The sequence below is a fragment of the Cellulomonas sp. H30R-01 genome (genome assembly GCF_010119915.1).
Classification (GTDB): Bacteria; Actinomycetota; Actinomycetes; order Actinomycetales; family Cellulomonadaceae; genus Cellulomonas; species Cellulomonas algicola.
The window spans coordinates 1,140,109-1,158,118 of the sequence record NZ_CP048210.1; the positions used below are offsets into that span (position 1 = coordinate 1,140,109).

Consider the following 18,010-nt stretch of genomic DNA (forward strand, 5'->3'; position numbering starts at 1 on the left):
CGTACCGACGAACGCCGTCACGATGCTTCCTGCAGCGCCCTCGTCCGCCCGCACGCCCCGGGTCGCACCACCCGCGGAGCCGATCCCGAGCCGCACGGTCGCGCCGTGAGACTGTTCGCGGCCGTGTGGCCGCCCGACGACGTCCTCGACCACCTCGACCTGGCGCTCGCGACCGTCCGGGGCGGTCCGGCCGGGGCGTCGACCGCGGTGCGCTGGTCCGCCCGTGAGACGTGGCACCTGACGGCGGCCTTCTACGGCGAGCTCCCCGACGGCGCCGTGCCCGGCCTGGTCGCCGATCTCGCCGCGGCGGCGCGGAACCGCGCACCGTTCACCCTGGCGTTGCGGGGTGCCGGCGTGTTCTCCCACCGGACGATGTGGGTCGGCGTCGGCGGTGACGTCGAGGCGCAGCGGCGGCTGAGCGGCGCGTGCGTCGACGCAGGCGTCGAGGCGGGCGCCGTGCCCGACCGGCGTCCCCGCGAGCGGCCGCATTTGACGATCGCCCGGATCAGGCCGGGTGCGCGGCCCCCGCGGCGCGGGTCGTCCCGCCCGGTACGCGGGCGCGGCCCCGGGGCCCCGGGCGGTGACGCACCGCTGACCGAGCAGGACGTCGCGCGCGGGGTCGCGCGTGCGCTGGCCGTGTACGAGGGGCCGTCGTGGACCGTCGACGAGCTGTGCCTCGTCGCGTCGGTGCCGGGTGCCGGGCGCGGGGGCGGACCGCTCTACGACGTGCTGGAGCGCTTCGCGTTCGCCTGAGGCGGGCCGTCGTCCGTCGCTCGGAGAGGGCGCGCGTGCGGAGCGCGCCCCCGCGCGGCGTGACGAGCGACCGCTCCCTCGTCCCCGCGGACGCGCGCGTCGGGGTCGACCGCGTGAAGGGGTCGTGGCGACGCGTGGCGCCGTGGCACGATGGGCGGCATGTCAGCGCGTGCACGGGCGGCCGGTGGTCGCCGATTTCCGCGGCCCGTCCTCGGGCTGCGCTGACGCGCGCGTGACCTGACCGCCGACGAGCGGACGGGCACGAGGGCCCGGGGCGGGCGCCACTAGACTTCCCTGCTGGCCGGTGCGCTGTCGCGCGCCCGGTCAGGGCCCGTCCGTCCGTGGCGCGGACGCGGGCTCCGGCTTCTCCCCTGGAAGGTCCGCATGACCGACACACCCCTGTCCCCGCTCGACGAGGCGGGCGTCGACCTCGCGGTGAAGGCGGCCCTGGCCGCCGTCAGCGCGGCCGGCGACCTCGACGAGCTCAAGTCCGCACGCCTGGCGCACCTCGGTGAGCACAGCCCGATCGCGCTCGCGAACCGTGCGATCGGCGGGCTCGCGCCCGCCGACAAGGGCGTCGCCGGCCGTGTGCTGGGCGGTGCCCGCGGGCGGCTGCAGCAGGCGCTCGCGGAGCGGCAGACGCAGCTCGAGGCGGAGCGCGACGCGCGCGTGCTGGTCGAGGAGACCGTCGACGTGACGCTCCCCGTCGACCGGCGCCCGCGCGGTGCGCGGCACCCGCTGGAGACGCTGCAGGAGCGCATCGCGGACATCTTCGTCGCGATGGGCTGGGAGATCGCCGAGGGGCCCGAGCTCGAGTCGGAGTGGTTCAACTTCGACGCGCTCAACTTCGGCGTGGACCACCCCGCGCGGCAGATGCAGGACACGTTCTTCGTCGACCCGCCGGAGTCGGGGCTCGTGCTGCGGACGCACACGTCGCCGGTGCAGGCGCGCACGCTCCTCGAGCGCGACCTGCCCGTGTACATCGCGTGCCCCGGCAAGGTGTTCCGCACGGACGCGCTCGACGCGACGCACACCCCCGTGTTCCACCAGGTCGAGGGCCTCGCGGTCGACAAGGGCCTGACGATGGCGCACCTCAAGGGCACGCTGGACCACTTCGCGCAGGCGATCTTCGGTCCCGAGGCGCGCACGCGTCTGCGGCCGTCGTTCTTCCCATTCACCGAGCCGTCCGCGGAGATGGACCTGTGGTTCCCGCAGAAGAAGGGCGGGCCCGGCTGGATCGAGTGGGGCGGCTGCGGCATGGTCAACCCCCACGTCCTGCGGGCGTGCGGCGTGGACCCCGACGCCTACTCGGGCTTCGCCTTCGGCATGGGCATCGAGCGGACCCTGATGCTGCGCCACGGCATCGCCGACATGCACGACATGGTGGAGGGCGACGTGCGCTTCTCCACGCAGTTCGGGACGGAGATCTGATGCCCCGCGTTCCCCTGACGTGGCTCGCCGACCACGTCGACCTGCCCGCCGGCCTCACGGCCGAGCAGCTCGCCGCCGACCTCGTGCGCGTCGGGCTCGAGGAGGAGGCGATCCACGCCGCCGCCGTGACGGGCCCGCTGGTGGTCGGCGAGGTCGTCGAGCGCACGCCCGAGCCGCAGAAGAACGGCAAGACGATCAACTGGTGCCGCGTCGACGTGGGCCCCGAGCACAACGAGCCCGGCGGTGCTCCGCGCGGGATCGTGTGCGGCGCGCACAACTTCGACGTCGGCGACAAGGTCGTCGTCGCGCTGCCCGGTGCGGTGCTGCCCGGGCCGTTCCCGATCGCGTCGCGCAAGACGTACGGCCACGTGTCGGACGGCATGATCTGCTCGGCGCGCGAGCTCGGGCTCGGCGAGGACCACGCGGGCATCATCGTGCTGTCGACGCTCGGCCTCGACGTGCCCGTCGGGACGGACGCGCGCGAGCTGCTGGGTCTCGGCGACGAGGTGCTCGAGATCAACGTGACGCCCGACCGCGGGTACGCGTTCTCCATGCGCGGGGTCGCCCGGGAGTACGCGCACGCCACCGGTGCGGCGTTCACCGACCGCGGTCTGCCGACGCCCGAGCAGCGCGAGCCCGTGCCCGGCGGCGTCGCCGTCGAGCTCGAGGACGACGCGCCGATCCACGGCGTGCCCGGGTCGGACCGGTTCGTCGCGCAGGTCGTCCGCGGGGTGCGCGCGAGCGACCCGTCGCCGCAGTGGATGCAGCGGCGCCTCACGCAGGCGGGCATGCGTCCGATCGGCCTGGCGGTCGACGCGACGAACTACGTCATGCTCGACCTCGGCCAGCCGCTGCACGCGTACGACCTGGCGAAGGTCGCCGAGCCGATCGTGGTGCGGCGCGCCCGCACGGGTGAGCGGCTGCTCACGCTCGACGGCGTGGACCGGGCGCTCGACCCCGAGGACCTGCTCGTCACGGACAGCCCCGAGGGGGCGCGTGCGGCGCGGATCATCGGGCTCGCCGGGGTCATGGGCGGCGGGGACAGCGAGGTCGGGCCGGACACGGTCGACGTCCTCGTCGAGGCCGCGCACTGGGACCCGGTCACGGTCGCGCGCACCTCGCGGCGGCACAAGCTGTCGAGCGAGGCCGCCAAGCGCTACGAGCGCGGCGTCGACCCGCAGCTGCCGCGGGTCGCGGTCGCCCGGGTCGTCGAGCTGCTCGTCGAGCACGGTGGTGGGGTCCCGGACGCGGCGCTCACCGACGTGGACCGCACGACCGAGCCGCCGACGATCACGCTGCCGCTCGACCTGCCCGGTCGCCTCGTCGGCGTGCCGTACACGGCGGACGAGGTCCGCGACGTGCTGACGCAGATCGGCGCCGAGGTGTCCGACGCCGGGGACGACGCGCTCGCGGTGCGGGTGCCGTCGTGGCGGCCCGACCTGGTCGTGCCGGTGGACCTCGTCGAGGAGGTCGCGCGTCTGCGCGGCTACGACGCGATCCCGTCGACCCTGCCCGTCGCCCCCGCGGGACGCGGCCTGACCGACGGCCAGCGCACCCGCCGCTCGGTCGCGCGGGCGCTCGCCGAGGCCGGCTTCGTCGAGGTGCTGACGTACCCATTCGTCTCGACCGAGCAGCTCGACGCGCTCGCGCTGCCGGAGGACGACGACCGCCGACGCGCGATCCGCCTGGTGAACCCGCTCGCGGAGTCGCACCCGTACCTGCGGACGAACCTGCTGGTCACGCTGCTCGACGCGGCGCGCCGCAACGTCGGTCGCGGCCAGAGCGACCTCGCGGTCTTCGAGATCGGGCTCGTGACGCGGCCGGCGTCCGACACCCCGGCGGCCCCGCGCCTGCCGGGTGGGGTGCGACCGAGCGACGACGACCTCGCCGCGATCGAGGCCGCCGTCCCCGCGCAGCCGCGTCGCGTCGCGGGCGTGCTCGCGGGCGCGGCGGAGCCTGCCGGGTGGTGGGGGAGCGGCCGTCGCGCCGACCACACCGACGCGATCGCCGCGGCCCGCCGGGTCGCCGAGGTCGTGGGCGTCGACGTCCAGCTGGCCGCGGACGGCGAGCACCTGCCGTGGCACCCGGGCCGCTGCGCGCGCATCACGCTCGCCGACGGCACGCTCGTCGGGCACGCGGGCGAGCTGCACCCGAACGTCGTCGCGGCCCACGGGCTTCCGGCGCGGACCGCGGCGTTCGAGCTCGACCTGGACGTGCTCCTCGCGGCCGCGCCCGCCGAGCCGACGCAGGCGCACCCGGTGTCGTCGTTCCCCCTGGCGAAGGAGGACGTCGCGCTCGTCGTCCCCGCGCACGTGCCCGCGGCCGACGTGCTCGACGCCGTCCGCGTCGGCGCGGCAGCGGGACCCGCGGGGGACGTCGTCGAGGACGTGCGGCTGTTCGACGTGTACGTCGGTGGCCAGGTGCCGGACGGCACGCGGTCGCTCGCGTTCTCGCTGCGGTTGCGCGCGGCCGACCGGACGCTGACGGCGCAGGAGACGGCGGGGGTCCGCGAGGCCGTCGTCGCCGAGGCGCAGCGCCGGTTCGGGGCGACGCTGCGGGCCTGACGCCCGGCGCCCACCAGCAAGGACGGCCCCGCGACCTGCCACGGTCGCGGGGCCGTCGTCGTCTCCGAGCGCTGTTCGAGCGCCCGGCCGAACCCGGACGAAGTCGTCGGACGTGGGACGAGTTCACCAAACGGTTACCGACGAGTAGTTGCCGTGAATCGGACGGAAAGGCGAAGGTGGCTGGTGGCCCGTCACGAGCGGGCATCTCTTGTGCCCCCGATGAAGGAGAGCTCGACGTGCACGCAGGAGTGAAGTCGGCGACCGGGGGCCTCGCAGCCCTCGCGCTGGCGGCGGCCGGGTCACTGGCCGCGGCGACACAGGCGGCAGCGGCGCCGTCACCCACCGCGCCACTGGTCATCAACGAGGTGTACGGCGGTGGCGGCAACTCCGGCGCGCCGTTCAACCGGGACTTCGTCGAGCTGGTGAACACGACCACCGCGCCCGTCAGCGTCGACGGGTGGGCGGTGCAGTACGCCTCGGCGACAGGCACGTCCTGGCAGGTCACAGGGCTGTCCGGCACCGTGGCGGCCGGCGACCGGCTGCTCGTCGGCATGGGCTCGGGCGCGACGGGGGCCGCGTTCGAGGTCGACGTCGACGGCACGACCCTCATGGGGGCGGCCAACGGCAAGGTCGCGCTGACGTCGAGCGCGACGGCACTCACCTGCGGCGCGGCGGCCAACCCGTGCAGCACGCAGGCGGCGGTGGTCGACCTCGTCGGCTACGGCACCGCGACCGACTTCACCGGCACCGGTCCGGCGCCCGCCGCGTCCAACACCACGTCGGTGTCGCGCAGCGCGACCCACACGAACACCGCGAACAACGCGGCCGACTTCACGGCGGGCACGCCGACGCCGGAGAAGTCCGGTGGCGGCGGCACCGACCCGGGCAACCCCGGGGACGGCGAGCACACGATCGCCGAGATCCAGGGCACGGGTGCCGCGTCGCCGCTGCAGGGCGCGACCGTCACGACGACGGGCGTCGTCACGGCGGCGTACCCGACGGGCGGCTTCAACGGCTACGTCATCCAGACGGCCGGCACGGGTGGCGGGCTCGACCCGGCGCGCACGGCGTCCGACGCGGTCTTCGTGTTCTCGTCGGCGACCGTCGGATCGGTCGCGATCGGCGACCACGTCGAGGTCACGGGTGTCGTGAGCGAGTTCAACGGGCTCACCGAGATCACGGTCGCGGCGGGCGGCGCCGAGAAGCTCGCGACGCCGGGTGCGGTCACCCCGCTCAGCGGGGGCTGGCCCACGACGGCCGAGGGTCGCGAGGCGATCGAGTCGATGCTGCTGGCGCCCACGGGCGAGTTCACCGTCGCGAACACCTTCTCGACGAACCAGTACGGCGAGGTCGGCCTCGCAGCCGGCGCGACCCCGCTGCTCCAGCCGACCGAGGTCGGGCGGCCGGGCTCCGCCGAGGCGACGGCCACCGTCGCCGACAACGCGGCGCGCGGCGTGGTGCTCGACGACGGCGCCACCACCAACTTCCTGTCAGCGGCGAACCAGTCGCAGACGCCGCCGTACGTCTCGCTCACCCACCCGGTGCGCGTCGGCGCGGCCGCGACGTTCCAGGCGCCCGTGATCGTCGACTACCGGAACAACGCGTGGAAGCTCAACCCGACCAGCCAGTACGTCGCGGGCGGGACCGCGCCGGTGACGTTCGAGAACGACCGCACCACCGCGCCCGCGGAGGTCGGCGGTGACGTCACGGTCGCGTCGTTCAACGTGCTCAACTACTTCACGACCCTCGGTGCGCAGGGTGCGACGTGCGTGCCGTTCCGCGACCGCACCGGTGACCCCGTCACGGTCGACACGGGCTGCGACCAGCGCGGCGCGTGGGACCCCGCCGACCTCCAGCGTCAGCAGGACAAGATCGTCGCGGCGATCAACGCGCTCGACGCGGACGTCGTGGGCCTGCTCGAGATCGAGAACTCCGCGGTCGTCGACGGTGTCCCGGACGAGGCGCTCGGCACCCTGGTCGACGCGCTCAACGCCGAGGCCGGGGCCGGCACGTGGGCGTTCGTCCCGTCGTCGGCGGACCTGCCGGCGGTCGAGCTGCAGGACACCATCACGAACGCGCTGATCTACCGCACGGCGGCCGTCGAGCGCACGGGCGACGCCCGCGCCCTCGGCACGGCCAGCGCCGACGGCCAGGCGTTCGCGAACGCGCGTGAGCCCATCGCGCAGGCGTTCACGCCCGTCGCGGGCGGCGAGCCCGTGCTCGTGGTCGTCAACCACCTCAAGTCGAAGGGCTCGGCCGGTCCGTGGCCGGGCGACGCCGACACGGGCGACGGGCAGGGGGCGTCGAACGAGTCGCGCGTCCGCCAGGCGACCACGCTGCGCGACTGGGTCCCGACGATCCAGGGCGACACCGAGGCCGTCGCGCTCGTCGGCGACTTCAACGCGTACACGCACGAGGACCCGCTGCAGGTCCTGTACGACGCGGGCTACGTCGACGCGGTCGACCAGCTCGCGCCGGGGCAGTGGTCGTACACGTTCTCCGGGCTGTCCGGCTCTCTCGACCACGTGCTTCTCAACGCCGCGGCGCGCGAGCGCACGACCGGTGCGGACGTCTGGGAGATCAACGCCGAGGAGTCCATCGCGCTGGAGTACAGCCGGTACAACTACCACGGCACGCTCTTCTACGCGGACGACGTGTACCGCTCGTCCGACCACGACCCGGTCGTCGTCGGCCTCGCCGCCGGGGACAACACGGGCCCGGTCGACCTGACCTTCCTCAACATCAACGACTTCCACGGGCGCATCGACGCCAACACCGTGAAGTTCGCGGGGACGGTCGAGAAGGAGCGTGCGGCGGCCCCCGGCCCGGTCGCGTTCCTGTCCGCGGGCGACAACATCGGCGCATCGCTGTTCGCGTCGGCCGTCCAGCAGGACCAGCCCACGATCGACGTGCTGAACGCGCTCGAGCTGCGCGCGTCGGCGATCGGCAACCACGAGCTCGACGGCGGGTTCAGCGACCTCACGGACCGCGTGGTCCCCGAGGCCGACTTCACCTACCTCGGCGCGAACGTCTACGAGAAGGGCACGACGACCCCGGCGCTGCCGGAGTACGCGCTGCTCGACATGGGCGGCGTGACGGTCGGCGTCATCGGTGCCGTCACCGAGGAGACCCCGACGCTCGTCACCCCGGGCGGCATCGCGACGCTCGACTTCGGGGACCCCGTCGCGGCCGTCAACCGCGTCGCGGCGCAGCTCACCGACGGCGACGCGTCCAACGGTGAGGCCGACGTCATCGTCGCCGAGTACCACGAGGGGGCCGGTGCCGGCACGCCCGACGGGGCGACGCTCGAGGAGGAGGTCGCCGCGGGCGGCGCCTTCGCGGCGATCGTCGAGGACACGTCGGCCGCGGTCGACGCGATCTTCACCGGCCACACCCACAAGCAGTACGCGTGGGAGGGCCCCGTCCCCGGCGACGCGGACCGTACCCGGCCGATCGTCCAGACCGGCTCGTACGGCGATTTCATCGGCAAGGTCGTGCTGACGTACGACCCGACGACCGACGAGGTCACGGCGCACACGCAGACGAACGTGGCGCGCACGACGGACGCCGACGCGACGCTCATCAGCACGTTCCCGCGCGTCGCGGCGGTCAACCAGATCGTCACCGACGCGCTCGCGTACGCGGCCGTCGTGGGCAACCAGCCCGTCGGCTCGGTGACCGCGGACATCACGACCGCGTACTCGGGCGGCTCCTACGTCAACGGCGTCTACGTCGGCTCGGGCCCGCTGCCCAGCACCGGCCGTGACGACCGGTCGAAGGAGTCGACGCTCGGCGGCCTGGTGGCGGACTCGCTGCTCGACACGCTGGCGTCACCCGAGCGCGGTGGCGCCGACATCGGAGTCGTCAACCCGGGCGGCATGCGCAACGAGCTGTTCTCCGCGCCCGACGGCGTCATCACCTACGCCGAGGCCAACGCGGTGCTGCCGTTCGTCAACAACCTCTGGACCACGACCCTCACGGGCGACCAGGTGAAGACGATGCTCGAGCAGCAGTGGCAGACCAACCGCGACGGCACCGTCCCGAGCCGTCCGTACCTGCAGCTCGGCCTGTCGTCGAACGTCACCTACACGTACGACCCCGACGCGCCGCTCGGCTCGCACATCACCTCGGTGACCGTGAACGGCGAGCCGCTCGACCCGGCGGGCGAGTACCGCATCGGCACGTTCTCGTTCCTCGCGCAGGGCGGCGACAACTTCCGGGTGTTCGAGGACGGGGCCGACACGGCGGACTCGGGTCTCATCGACCGGGACGCGTGGATCGCCTACCTGCAGGCGCACCCGAACCTGTCGCCGGACTTCGCGCGGCAGGCCGTGGGTCTGGCCGACGTGCCCACGAGCGTCGAGGCGGGCGGCCAGCTCGCGTTCGACGTGACCGGGCTCGACCTGACGAGCCTCGGCTCGCCGCTCAACACGTCGCTCGACGTGCGCGTCGACGGCCAGTCGATCGGCACGGCGACGGTGACGAACGGCGCGGCGACGGTCGCGGTGACCGTCCCGGAGAGCACCCCGGCCGGCGAGCACGTCCTCACGCTGGTCGCGAGCCCCAGCGGCACCACGGTGACGCTGCCGCTCACGGTCGAGGAGGGCCGGGCGTCGTCCACGACGACCCTCACCGCCAAGCCGACGACGCAGGTGGTCGGCAAGTCGAAGGTCAAGCTCACCGCGACCGTCACGTCCGACGCGTCGGTGGCGGGTGCGACGGTCGAGTTTGTCGCCGGCGACACCGTCCTCGGCTCCGAGACGCTGTCGAAGAAGGGCTCGGCGACGTTCACGCTGCCCGCGAGCACGCCCGCCGGGACCTACCAGGTCGTCGCCCGGTTCGCCGGCACGGCCGACGTCGCGCCGTCGCAGTCCGCGCCGGTGACCGTCACGGTCACGCAGGTGAAGACGCACACCGGCCTGGACGCGACCCGCACGACGCAGAAGCAGGGCTCGCTCCTGCCGACGCTGCTCGTCGCGGGCGTCGTCCAGGAGAACCTGCGGATCCCGTCCGGGAAGGTCGAGATCCGTGAGGGCGCGACCGTGGTGAGCCGGCACGACGTCGTCCTCGGCGTCGCGGTCGGCCGTGTGCCGCACGACGCGAGCGTCGGCACGCACACGTACACCGCGACCTTCGTGCCCAGCGACCCGGACGTCGCACCCAGCACGAGCGACCCGGTGACGGTGCGCGTCACGCGCTGACGTGGCCCGCCGGAGGCCCGGCCGTCCGCCCCGCGAGGGGCGGCGGCCGGGCCTTCGTCGCATTCGGGCCTTTCGTCCTCTGTGCCCGGGCCGTCCTCGGGAGCACGCTGGACCCATGGCCGATCCGTCGCGCACCGACCGACGCCCCCTGCCGCTCGCCACGCACGGACCGCAGCCGTGGGAGCCGCCCGAGCTGCGGCACACGCCCGGCGGCGTCTGGGCTCCCGACCCTCTCGCGGTGCCCGCGGTCGCAGGCTGGGTCGACCCCGACGACCGCGTCGTCTGGTTCGAGCACCGCAACCCCGTGTCGGGCAGCGGCACCACCTGGGGCACCGTCCGGTAGCCGGTCCGCACGACCGTGCGCACGACCCGTCCGCACGAGCTGTTCGCACGACCTCCGACGACCCGTCGGTCCACCTGGTGAGCGGTGGGCCGACGGGTCGTCGGCGTCGTGGCTAGCCTGAGCGCACTGACACGGGGTGCCCCGCACCGCCCGACCGGGCGGACCAGGGGCTGAGATCACACCCGCCGAACCTGATCTAGTTCGTACTAGCGAAGGGATGTCGTCGCGATGACGTCTGCCCACCACCCGTCCACCGATCCGCACGGTGACGCGCTCGCGCTCGCCGACGCCGCCGGCGAGGCGCTCGCCGCGGTCCGTGCGGCCACGCCGCTCGTCCAGTGCCTGACGAACGAGGTGACCACGAACCTCGTCGCGAGCACCCTCCTCGCGGTCGGGGCGTCCCCCGCGATGGCGGCCGTGCCCGGTGAGGCGGAGGAGCTCGCGGGCGTCGCGGGCGCCGTCCTCGTCAACCTGGGCACGCTCGACCCGGACCTGCGCGCGTGCGTCGAACCGACGGTCGCGACGGCCGTGGGTGCGCGCACGCCGTGGGTGCTCGACCCGGTCGCCGTGGGCGTCCTGTCGGTGCGCACCCGCCTCGCGGCGCGGCTGGTGGCCGAGCGCCCCGCCGTGGTGCGCGGCAACGCGAGCGAGGTGCGCGCGCTCGCGGGACGGCTCTCCGCGGGCCGCGGTGTCGACGCGCGCGACGGCGTCGACACCGCGCGCGAGGCGGCGACCGGTCTCGCGGCACGGCACGGGACGGTCGTCGCCGTGTCCGGCCCGGTCGACCTCGTCACGGACGGCGAGCACGAGGTGCGGCTCGCCGTCGGGCATCCGCTCCTGACCCGGATCACGGGCGCCGGGTGCGCGCTCGGCGGCCTGACGGCCGCGTTCGCCGCGGTCACCGAGCCGCTCGTCGCCGCGGTCGGGGCGACGACGCTGCTGGGCGTCGCCGCCGAGCGCGCCGCGGTGGCTGCCGCGGGGCCCGCGTCGTTCCAGGTCGCGCTCGTCGACCACCTCGCCTCGGTCGCACCCGACGACCTCGCGGCGCGCGTCGTGTCGGCGGCGACGGTCGAGCGCGCGGCGGTGCCCGCATGAGCCGCGTGCTGCCCGACGGCCCGTACCTCGTGGTCGACGCGGACACCTGCGCGGCCGCCGCGCGTCGACCCGCCGACGTCGCCCGGGCCGCCGTCGACGCGGGTGTCCGCGTCCTGCAGGTGCGCGCCAAGCGAGCGCCGGTCCGCGACCTCGTGGCGCTCACCGTCGACGTCGCGCACGCGGTCGACGGCACGGGAGCCCTGGTGGTCGTCGACGACCGGGTCGACGTCGCGCTCGTCGCGCGCTCGCGCGGCTGCACGGTCGCCGGGGTGCACGTGGGCCAGGGTGATCTCGACGTCGTCGACGCCCGGCGGCTCCTCGGCCAGGACGCGCTCGTCGGCGTGTCCGCGGCGACCGCCGAGCACCTCGCGGAGGTCGACCCCGCGGTCGTCGACTACGTCGGCGCGGGTCCCGTGCGGGGGACGCCGACGAAGCCGGACGCAGGCCCGCCGCTGGGGTTCGACGGCCTGCGGGCGGCGGTCCACCGCAGTCCGCTGCCGGTCGTCGCGATCGGCGGCCTCGGCGTCGCGGACGTCGTGGCCGTGCGCGAGACCGGTGCGCACGGGCTCGCGGTCGTGTCGGCCGTCTGCGCGGCGCCGGACCCCGCGCGCGCCGCGGCCGACCTCGTCGCGGCGTGGACGACGGCGGTCGGGCGGAGCGCGTCGGACGTCGACGCAGCGCCCGCCCGTGCCGCGGACACGCTCACGCGTGCCGGCGCCGCGCGTCCGGCCGGGACGGCCGCCGTCACGGTGCGGGCGGGGGCTGCGCGATGACCGGGCACGGCCCGGCGGCGGGGTCGCGCCCGCGGGTCCTGTCGGTCGCGGGGACCGACCCGACCGGAGGAGCCGGGATCCAGGCGGACCTCAAGGCGTTCGCCGCGCACGGCGCCTACGGCATGGCGGTCGTCACGGCGCTCGTCGCGCAGAACACGCACGGCGTGCGGGAGGTCCTGGTGCCGGACGTCGCGTTCCTGCGCGCGCAGCTCGACGCGGTGTCCGACGACGTGACGGTCGACGCGGTGAAGATCGGCATGCTCGCGACGGCGGCCGTGGCCGACGAGGTCGAGGACTGGCTGGCGCGCCACCGGACGCCGTTCGTCGTGCTCGACCCGGTGATGGTCGCGACGAGCGGCGACCGGCTGCTCGACGACGACGCCGTCGCCGCCGTCCGTCGGCTGCTCGCGCACGCCGACGTGGTGACGCCCAACCTGCCCGAGCTCGCGGTCCTCGCGGACGAGCCGGTCGCGCCCACCTGGCCGGACGCGCTGCGGCAGGCGGCTCGGGTGTCGCGCACCGCGGCCGTCACCGTGCTGGTGAAGGGCGGCCATCTGCCCGGCACCGCGAGCCCCGACGCGCTCGTGGACGGCACGCGTGTCGTCGAGCTGCCGGGTGAGCGTGTCGCGACCACCAGCACGCACGGCACAGGGTGCTCGCTCTCGGCCGCGCTCGCCGCCCTGCGCCCCCGGCGGCCCGACTGGGCGTCGGCGGCCCGGGACGCCAAGCGCTGGCTGGGCGGTGCGATCGCCGCGGGCGAGGCGCTGCGGGTCGGCTCGGGCCACGGGCCCGTCGACCACTTCCACCACGCGCCGCAGCTCGGCCTGCCGCCCTTCACCGACGAGGTCGCGGGCGCGCTCGCGGCGGCCTGCGCGGCGTCCCTCGAGCAACCGCTCGTGCGGGGTCTCGCGGACGGCTCGCTGCCGTTCGAGGCGTTCGCCGAGCAGCTCCACCAGGACGCGCTCTACCTCACGGCGTACTCGCGCGTGCTCGCGCGCGCGTCGGCGCTCGCCCCGACGGCGGACGGCCAGGAGTTCTTCGCCCGTGGCGCGCACTCGTGCCTCGCGGTCGAGCGCAGCCTGCACGAGACCTACCTGGCGCGGGCGGCCGTGCGCCCGTCGACACCACCGTCGGCGGTCACGCGCGCGTACGTCGACCACCTGGCGGCCGTCGCGGCGCACGGGTCGTACGCGGAGGTCGTCGCGGCCGTCCTGCCGTGCTACTGGGTGTACGCGGAGGTGGGGGTCGCGCTCCTCGCACGGGCGGACGCCGGCCCGGGCCACCCGTACCGCGACTGGGTCGCGACGTACGGCAGCGCGTCGTTCACGGACCACGCCGCGCACGCGTGCCGGCTGGCCGATGCCGCCGCGCAGCACGTGGACCCGGTCACGCGCGAGCGGATGGTCGCCGCGTTCGAGGCGTCGTGCCGCCACGAGGTGGCGTTCTTCGGGCAGGTCGCGGTCCTCGCGCCGGAGCGGCAGCGGCCGGCCGCCGCGCTCGTGGCCCGGTGACGCGGGTGCGCGGCCCGGGCGTGTGGCCCGGACCGCGCACCGGCGTCAGACGTACTGGTGGTACGCGGGCAGGTCGAGGATCCCGTTGCCGGACAGACCGATGACGATCGTCTCCGCCTCGGTCGCTGCGCGCGCGTACGCGAGGGCCCCTGCGACGGCGTGCGTCGACTCGGGCGCGGGGATGATCCCCTCGGCGCGCGCGAACTCGACGCCGGCGGCGAACGCGTCCTCCTGCTCGACGGCGATCGCGGACAGCAGCCCGAGCTCGTAGGCGTGCGACACCATCGGCGCCATGCCGTGGTAGCGCAGGCCGCCGGCGTGGATGGGCGGCGGCACGAAGTCCTTGCCGAGCGTGTGCATCTTGAGCAGCGGCGTGAGCCCGGCGACGTCGCCGAAGTCGTACCGGTACTCGCCCTGCGTCATCGACGGGCACGCGGCGGGCTCGCACGCGACGACGCGGGTGGTCGCACCGTCGCGCAGGTTGCGGCCGAGGAACGGGAACGCGAGCCCGCCCAGGTTGGAGCCGCCGCCCGCGCAGCCGAAGACGACGTCGGCGGTTTCGCCGATCTCGTCGAGCTGCGCGAGGGCCTCCTGCCCGATGACGGACTGGTGCAGCAGCACGTGGTTGAGCACGGAGCCGAGCGCGTAGTGCGCGGCGGGGTTCGTCGCGGCGGCCTCGACCGCCTCGCTGATCGCCATGCCGAGCGACCCGGTGGTGTCGGGGTCCGCCGCGAGCATCGCGCGACCGGCCTCCGTCAGGTCGGACGGCGACGGGTGGCACACGCCGCCGTACGTCTCCATCTGCATGCGGCGGTAGGGCTTGGCGTCGTACGACGCGCGCACCTGCCACACCTCGCACTCGAGCCCGAGCAGGGAGCACGCCATCGACAGCGACGCGCCCCACTGGCCGGCACCGGTCTCGGTCGTGAGCTTCGTGATGCCCTCGACCGCGTTGTAGTACGCCTGCGCGACGGCCGTGTTCGGCTTGTGCGACCCGACCGGGCTGACGCCCTCGTACTTGTAGTAGATCCGTGCGGGCGTGCCGAGCGCACGCTCGAGCCGCACGGCCCGGACCAGGGGTGACGGCCGCCACAGCGCGTACAGCTCGCGGACGGTCTGCGGGATCTCGACCCAGCGTTCCGTCGTCACCTCCTGCGCGATGAGCGCCATCGGGAACAGCGGGGCGAGGTCGTCGGGCGTGAGCGGCTCGCGCGTGCCCGGGTGCAGCGCGGGCGGGCACGGCTCGGGCAGGTCGGCCGCGAGGTTGTACCAGTGGGTCGGCACGGACGAGGGGACGACGACCCCGAGGGGGTCGGTCCGGGGGGCGGGGCGCACGTCGTCGGGCGTGGTGGTCATGGCGTGACCCTAGGCTGCGACGACGGCGCCCCGCGCCGGAACGACGCTCAGATCGCGCAGGAGTCGTCCGTGCACGCGGCCGCGTCGGCGTCCCCGAGGACGGTCAGCGGGTTGGCCTCGCGCCATCCCGCCTCGAGCAGCTGCGTGAAGACCGCAGCGGGCTGCGCGCCGGACACGGCGATGCGTCGGTCGACGACGAAGAACGGCACGCCCGTGACGCCGAGCAGCCGCGCCTGCGCCTCGTCGGCCCGCACGGCGTCGGCGGCGCGCTCGCCGTCGAGCACCTCCCGGACGTCGTCGCCGGACAGCCCCGCCGCGGCGAAGCCCGCGGCAGCGGCGAGCTCGACGAGCGTCGCCGGGTCGCCCAGGTCGCGTCCGTGCTCGAAGTGCGCGGAGAAGAGCGTCTCGACGAGCGCGTCCGCGAGCGGCGCCCCGCCGACCTCGGCGGCGACGTGCACGAGCCGGTGCGCGTCGAACGTGTTGAACGCGAGCGCGCGGTCGAAGTCGTACGCGAGGCCCTCGCCCGCGGCCACGGCCGTCACGTGCGCGAACATCTCGCGCACGCGGTCGGCGGGCATGCCCTTGTGCTCGACGAGCGCGTCGATCTCCGGACGGCCCGGCCCGGTGGGCGTGTCGGGGGAGAGCTCGTAGGAGCGCCACGTGACGCGCACGTGCGCGCGGTGCGGGAACTCGGCGAGCGCGGAGGCGAACCGGCGCTTGCCGATGAAGCACCACGGGCACGCGATGTCGGACCAGACCTCGACGTGGAGCGCGCGCGGGCCGACGACGGACCCGTCGACGTGGTCGAGGGCGGGGAGGGTGGTCACGGGAGGATCAGGACCTTTCCGGTGGTGGAGCGCGACTCGAGCGCGCGGTGGGCGTCGGCCGCGTCGGCCAGGGGGAACGTGGCGCCGACCCGCACGTCGAGCGTGCCCGCCCGGACGGCGTCGAAGAGCTCGCGCGCACGCCACTCGAGCTCGTCGCGCGTCGCGGTGTGGTCGCCGAGCGTCGGACGGGTGAGGAACAGGGAGCCGCCGGAGTTGAGGCGCTGCGGGTCGAACGGCGGCACCGGGCCCGACGACGCGCCGAACAGGACGAGCGTGCCGCGTCGGGCCAGCGACGCGAGGGACGCGTCGAAGGTGTCCTTGCCCACGGAGTCGTAGACGGCGTGCACGCCGCGCCCGCCCGTGAGGTCGCGCACGAGCGCGGGCAGCTCGGTCGTGAGGTCGTCGAGCTCGCGGTAGCGGATGACCTCGGCGGCGCCGGCCTCGCGCGCGAGCGCCTCCTTCTCGGCGGTCCCGACGGTCGCGACGACGCGCGCGCCGCGCTGCGCGGCGAGCTGGGTGAGCAGCAGCCCGACCCCGCCCGCGGCGGCGTGCACGAGCACGTCGTGGCCGACCGCGACGGGGAACGACGACGTGACGAGGTAGTGCGCGGTCATGCCCTGCAGGGGGAGCGCGGCGGCGACCTGGTCGTCGACTCCCTCGGGGACGACGAGCACGTCCCGCTCGGCGACGAGCGCGAGCTCGGCGTACGCGCCGGGCGACGCGGCCCAGGCCACGCGGTCACCGGGCGCGACCAGCGTGACGTCGGCCCCGACGGCGACGACCTCGCCGGCCCCCTCGGCCCCCACGACGTGCGGGTACGGCACGCGGTACACGCCGCTGCGCCGGTAGGTGTCGATGAAGTTCACACCCGCGGCGGCGACCCGCACGAGCACCTGGTCGGGACCGGGCTCGGGGTCGGGCACGTCACGGAGCTCGAGGACGTCGGGACCGCCCGCGGCGGTGGCGAGGATGGCGCGCACGTCTGGCGCAACGCGGCCGCCCCGGCGCGTCATCCCTGGATCGCGCACGTATCTTCGTGCAGAGGCGTGTATGTTCATGCACATGACGTTCAGCGTGGCGGTCGCCGGGGCCAGCGGGTACGCCGGGGGCGAGATGCTCCGGGTGCTCCTCGCGCACCCCGAGGCCCGCATCGGTGGTCTCACCGCCCACTCCAACGCGGGCGCGACCCTCGGCAGCATCCACCCGCATCTGCGCTCGCTCGCCGACCGGGTCCTCGAGCCGACAGAGGTCGACGCGCTCGCCGGGCACGACGTGGTGGTGCTCGCGCTCCCGCACGGCGCCAGCGGCGCGGTCGCCGCCGAGCTCGCGGAGCGCGGCGACGGCGCGATCGTCGTGGACCTCGGTGCGGACCACCGCCTCGTGGACCCCGTCGCGTGGGAGACGTACTACGGCAGCGCGCACGCCGGGACCTGGCCCTACGGTCTGCCCGAGCTGCTGCACGCCGGCGAGCAGGCGGCCTCCGCCCAGCGCGCCGCGCTCGCCGACGCCCGCCGCGTCGCCGTCCCCGGCTGCAACGTCACCGCGGTCACCCTCGGCCTCCAGCCCGGCGTCGCCGCGGGCGTGATCGAGCCCGTCGACGTCGTCGCGGTCCTCGCCGTCGGCTACTCCGGCGCCGGCCGGACCCTCAAGACGCACCTCCTCGCGAGCGAGGCGCTCGGCGCCGCGCAGCCGTACGCCGTCGGCGGCACGCACCGGCACATCCCGGAGATCGCCCAGAACCTCCAGGCCGCGGGCGCGCCCGACGTGACGATCTCGTTCACGCCGACGCTCGTGCCGATGTCCCGCGGCATCCTCGCGACCGCGACCGCCCGGATCGCCGAGGGCACCGACCCGGCGGCCGTGCGCGCCGCCTGGGAGGCCGCCTACGCCGACGAGCCGTTCGTGCACCTGCTCCCCGAGGGGCAGTGGCCGACCACGGCGGCGACGCTGGGCGCGAACACCGCGCTCGTGCAGGTCGCGGTCGACGCGCGCGCCGGCCGCGTCGTGACCGTCACGGCGATCGACAACCTCGTCAAGGGCACCGCGGGCGGCGCGCTGCAGTCGCTCAACCTCGCGCTCGGCCTGCCCGAGACGCTCGGCCTCCCCGTCGAGGGGGTCGCACCGTGAGCACCTCACCCGGAGCGAGCACCACCCAC

The 18,010-nt window shown here is 75.1% G+C and carries 12 protein-coding genes and 1 riboswitch; of the genes, 9 read left to right on the forward strand and 3 right to left on the reverse strand.

The genetic code is table 11. From position 1 onward, the window contains the following. The first annotated feature begins 105 nt into the window (after positions 1-105). From thpR to thiD, 8 genes are all read left to right on the forward strand, one after another. On the forward strand, positions 106-753 hold the full coding sequence (gene thpR / locus GXP71_RS05045; protein WP_162351764.1) for an RNA 2',3'-cyclic phosphodiesterase: 648 nt from the start codon (positions 106-108) through the stop codon (positions 751-753). A 384-nt stretch (positions 754-1,137) separates the two neighbouring features. Continuing rightward, positions 1,138-2,184 (forward strand): phenylalanine--tRNA ligase subunit alpha, encoded by a 1,047-nt coding sequence (pheS, locus tag GXP71_RS05050; protein WP_162351765.1) that lies wholly within the window; start codon positions 1,138-1,140, stop codon positions 2,182-2,184. Further along, positions 2,184-4,748: a phenylalanine--tRNA ligase subunit beta gene (gene pheT / locus GXP71_RS05055; RefSeq protein WP_162351766.1), complete on the forward strand. Its 2,565-nt coding sequence runs from the start codon at positions 2,184-2,186 to the stop codon at positions 4,746-4,748. Before pheS ends, pheT begins: the two co-directional genes overlap by 1 nt. Before the next feature lie 236 nt (positions 4,749-4,984). After that, the gene (locus GXP71_RS05060; protein ID WP_162351767.1) at positions 4,985-9,949 is read left to right on the forward strand and encodes an ExeM/NucH family extracellular endonuclease; all 4,965 of its coding nucleotides are present in this window, start codon (positions 4,985-4,987) and stop codon (positions 9,947-9,949) included. 115 nt (positions 9,950-10,064) lie between these two features. Further along, positions 10,065-10,292, forward strand: a complete 228-nt coding sequence (locus tag GXP71_RS05065) for a hypothetical protein (RefSeq protein WP_162351768.1) — start codon at positions 10,065-10,067, stop codon at positions 10,290-10,292. 122 nt (positions 10,293-10,414) lie between these two features. Then, positions 10,415-10,527: riboswitch (TPP riboswitch) on the forward strand. Beyond that, the gene (gene thiM / locus GXP71_RS05070) at positions 10,521-11,387 is read left to right on the forward strand and encodes a hydroxyethylthiazole kinase (RefSeq protein WP_162351769.1); all 867 of its coding nucleotides are present in this window, start codon (positions 10,521-10,523) and stop codon (positions 11,385-11,387) included. (Overlaps the previous riboswitch by 7 nt.) Then, the gene (gene thiE, locus GXP71_RS05075) at positions 11,384-12,160 is read left to right on the forward strand and encodes a thiamine phosphate synthase (RefSeq protein ID WP_162351770.1); all 777 of its coding nucleotides are present in this window, start codon (positions 11,384-11,386) and stop codon (positions 12,158-12,160) included. Before thiM ends, thiE begins: the two co-directional genes overlap by 4 nt. Then, on the forward strand, positions 12,157-13,671 hold the full coding sequence (gene thiD / locus GXP71_RS05080) for a bifunctional hydroxymethylpyrimidine kinase/phosphomethylpyrimidine kinase (protein WP_162351771.1): 1,515 nt from the start codon (positions 12,157-12,159) through the stop codon (positions 13,669-13,671). The genes thiE and thiD overlap by 4 nt, the downstream gene beginning before the upstream one ends. Before the next feature lie 45 nt (positions 13,672-13,716). On the opposite strand, the gene GXP71_RS05085 is transcribed toward thiD, so the two are convergent. From GXP71_RS05085 to GXP71_RS05095, 3 genes are read right to left on the reverse strand one after another with little or no spacing between them, the layout of a single operon-like run. Continuing rightward, entirely contained in the window at positions 13,717-15,027 is a 1,311-nt protein-coding gene (locus GXP71_RS05085; RefSeq protein WP_162351772.1) for a TrpB-like pyridoxal phosphate-dependent enzyme, read from the reverse strand. 47 nt (positions 15,028-15,074) lie between these two features. Next, entirely contained in the window at positions 15,075-15,854 is a 780-nt protein-coding gene (locus GXP71_RS05090; RefSeq protein WP_162351773.1) for a DsbA family oxidoreductase, read from the reverse strand. Beyond that, positions 15,851-16,834 (reverse strand): quinone oxidoreductase, encoded by a 984-nt coding sequence (locus GXP71_RS05095; protein ID WP_202924330.1) that lies wholly within the window; start codon positions 16,832-16,834, stop codon positions 15,851-15,853. The genes GXP71_RS05090 and GXP71_RS05095 overlap by 4 nt, the downstream gene beginning before the upstream one ends. 82 nt (positions 16,835-16,916) lie before the next feature. On the opposite strand from GXP71_RS05095, the gene argC reads away from it, so the two are divergent. Further along, the gene (gene argC, locus GXP71_RS05100) at positions 16,917-17,981 is read left to right on the forward strand and encodes an N-acetyl-gamma-glutamyl-phosphate reductase (protein ID WP_202924331.1); all 1,065 of its coding nucleotides are present in this window, start codon (positions 16,917-16,919) and stop codon (positions 17,979-17,981) included. Positions 17,982-18,010: the final 29 nt, after the last annotated feature.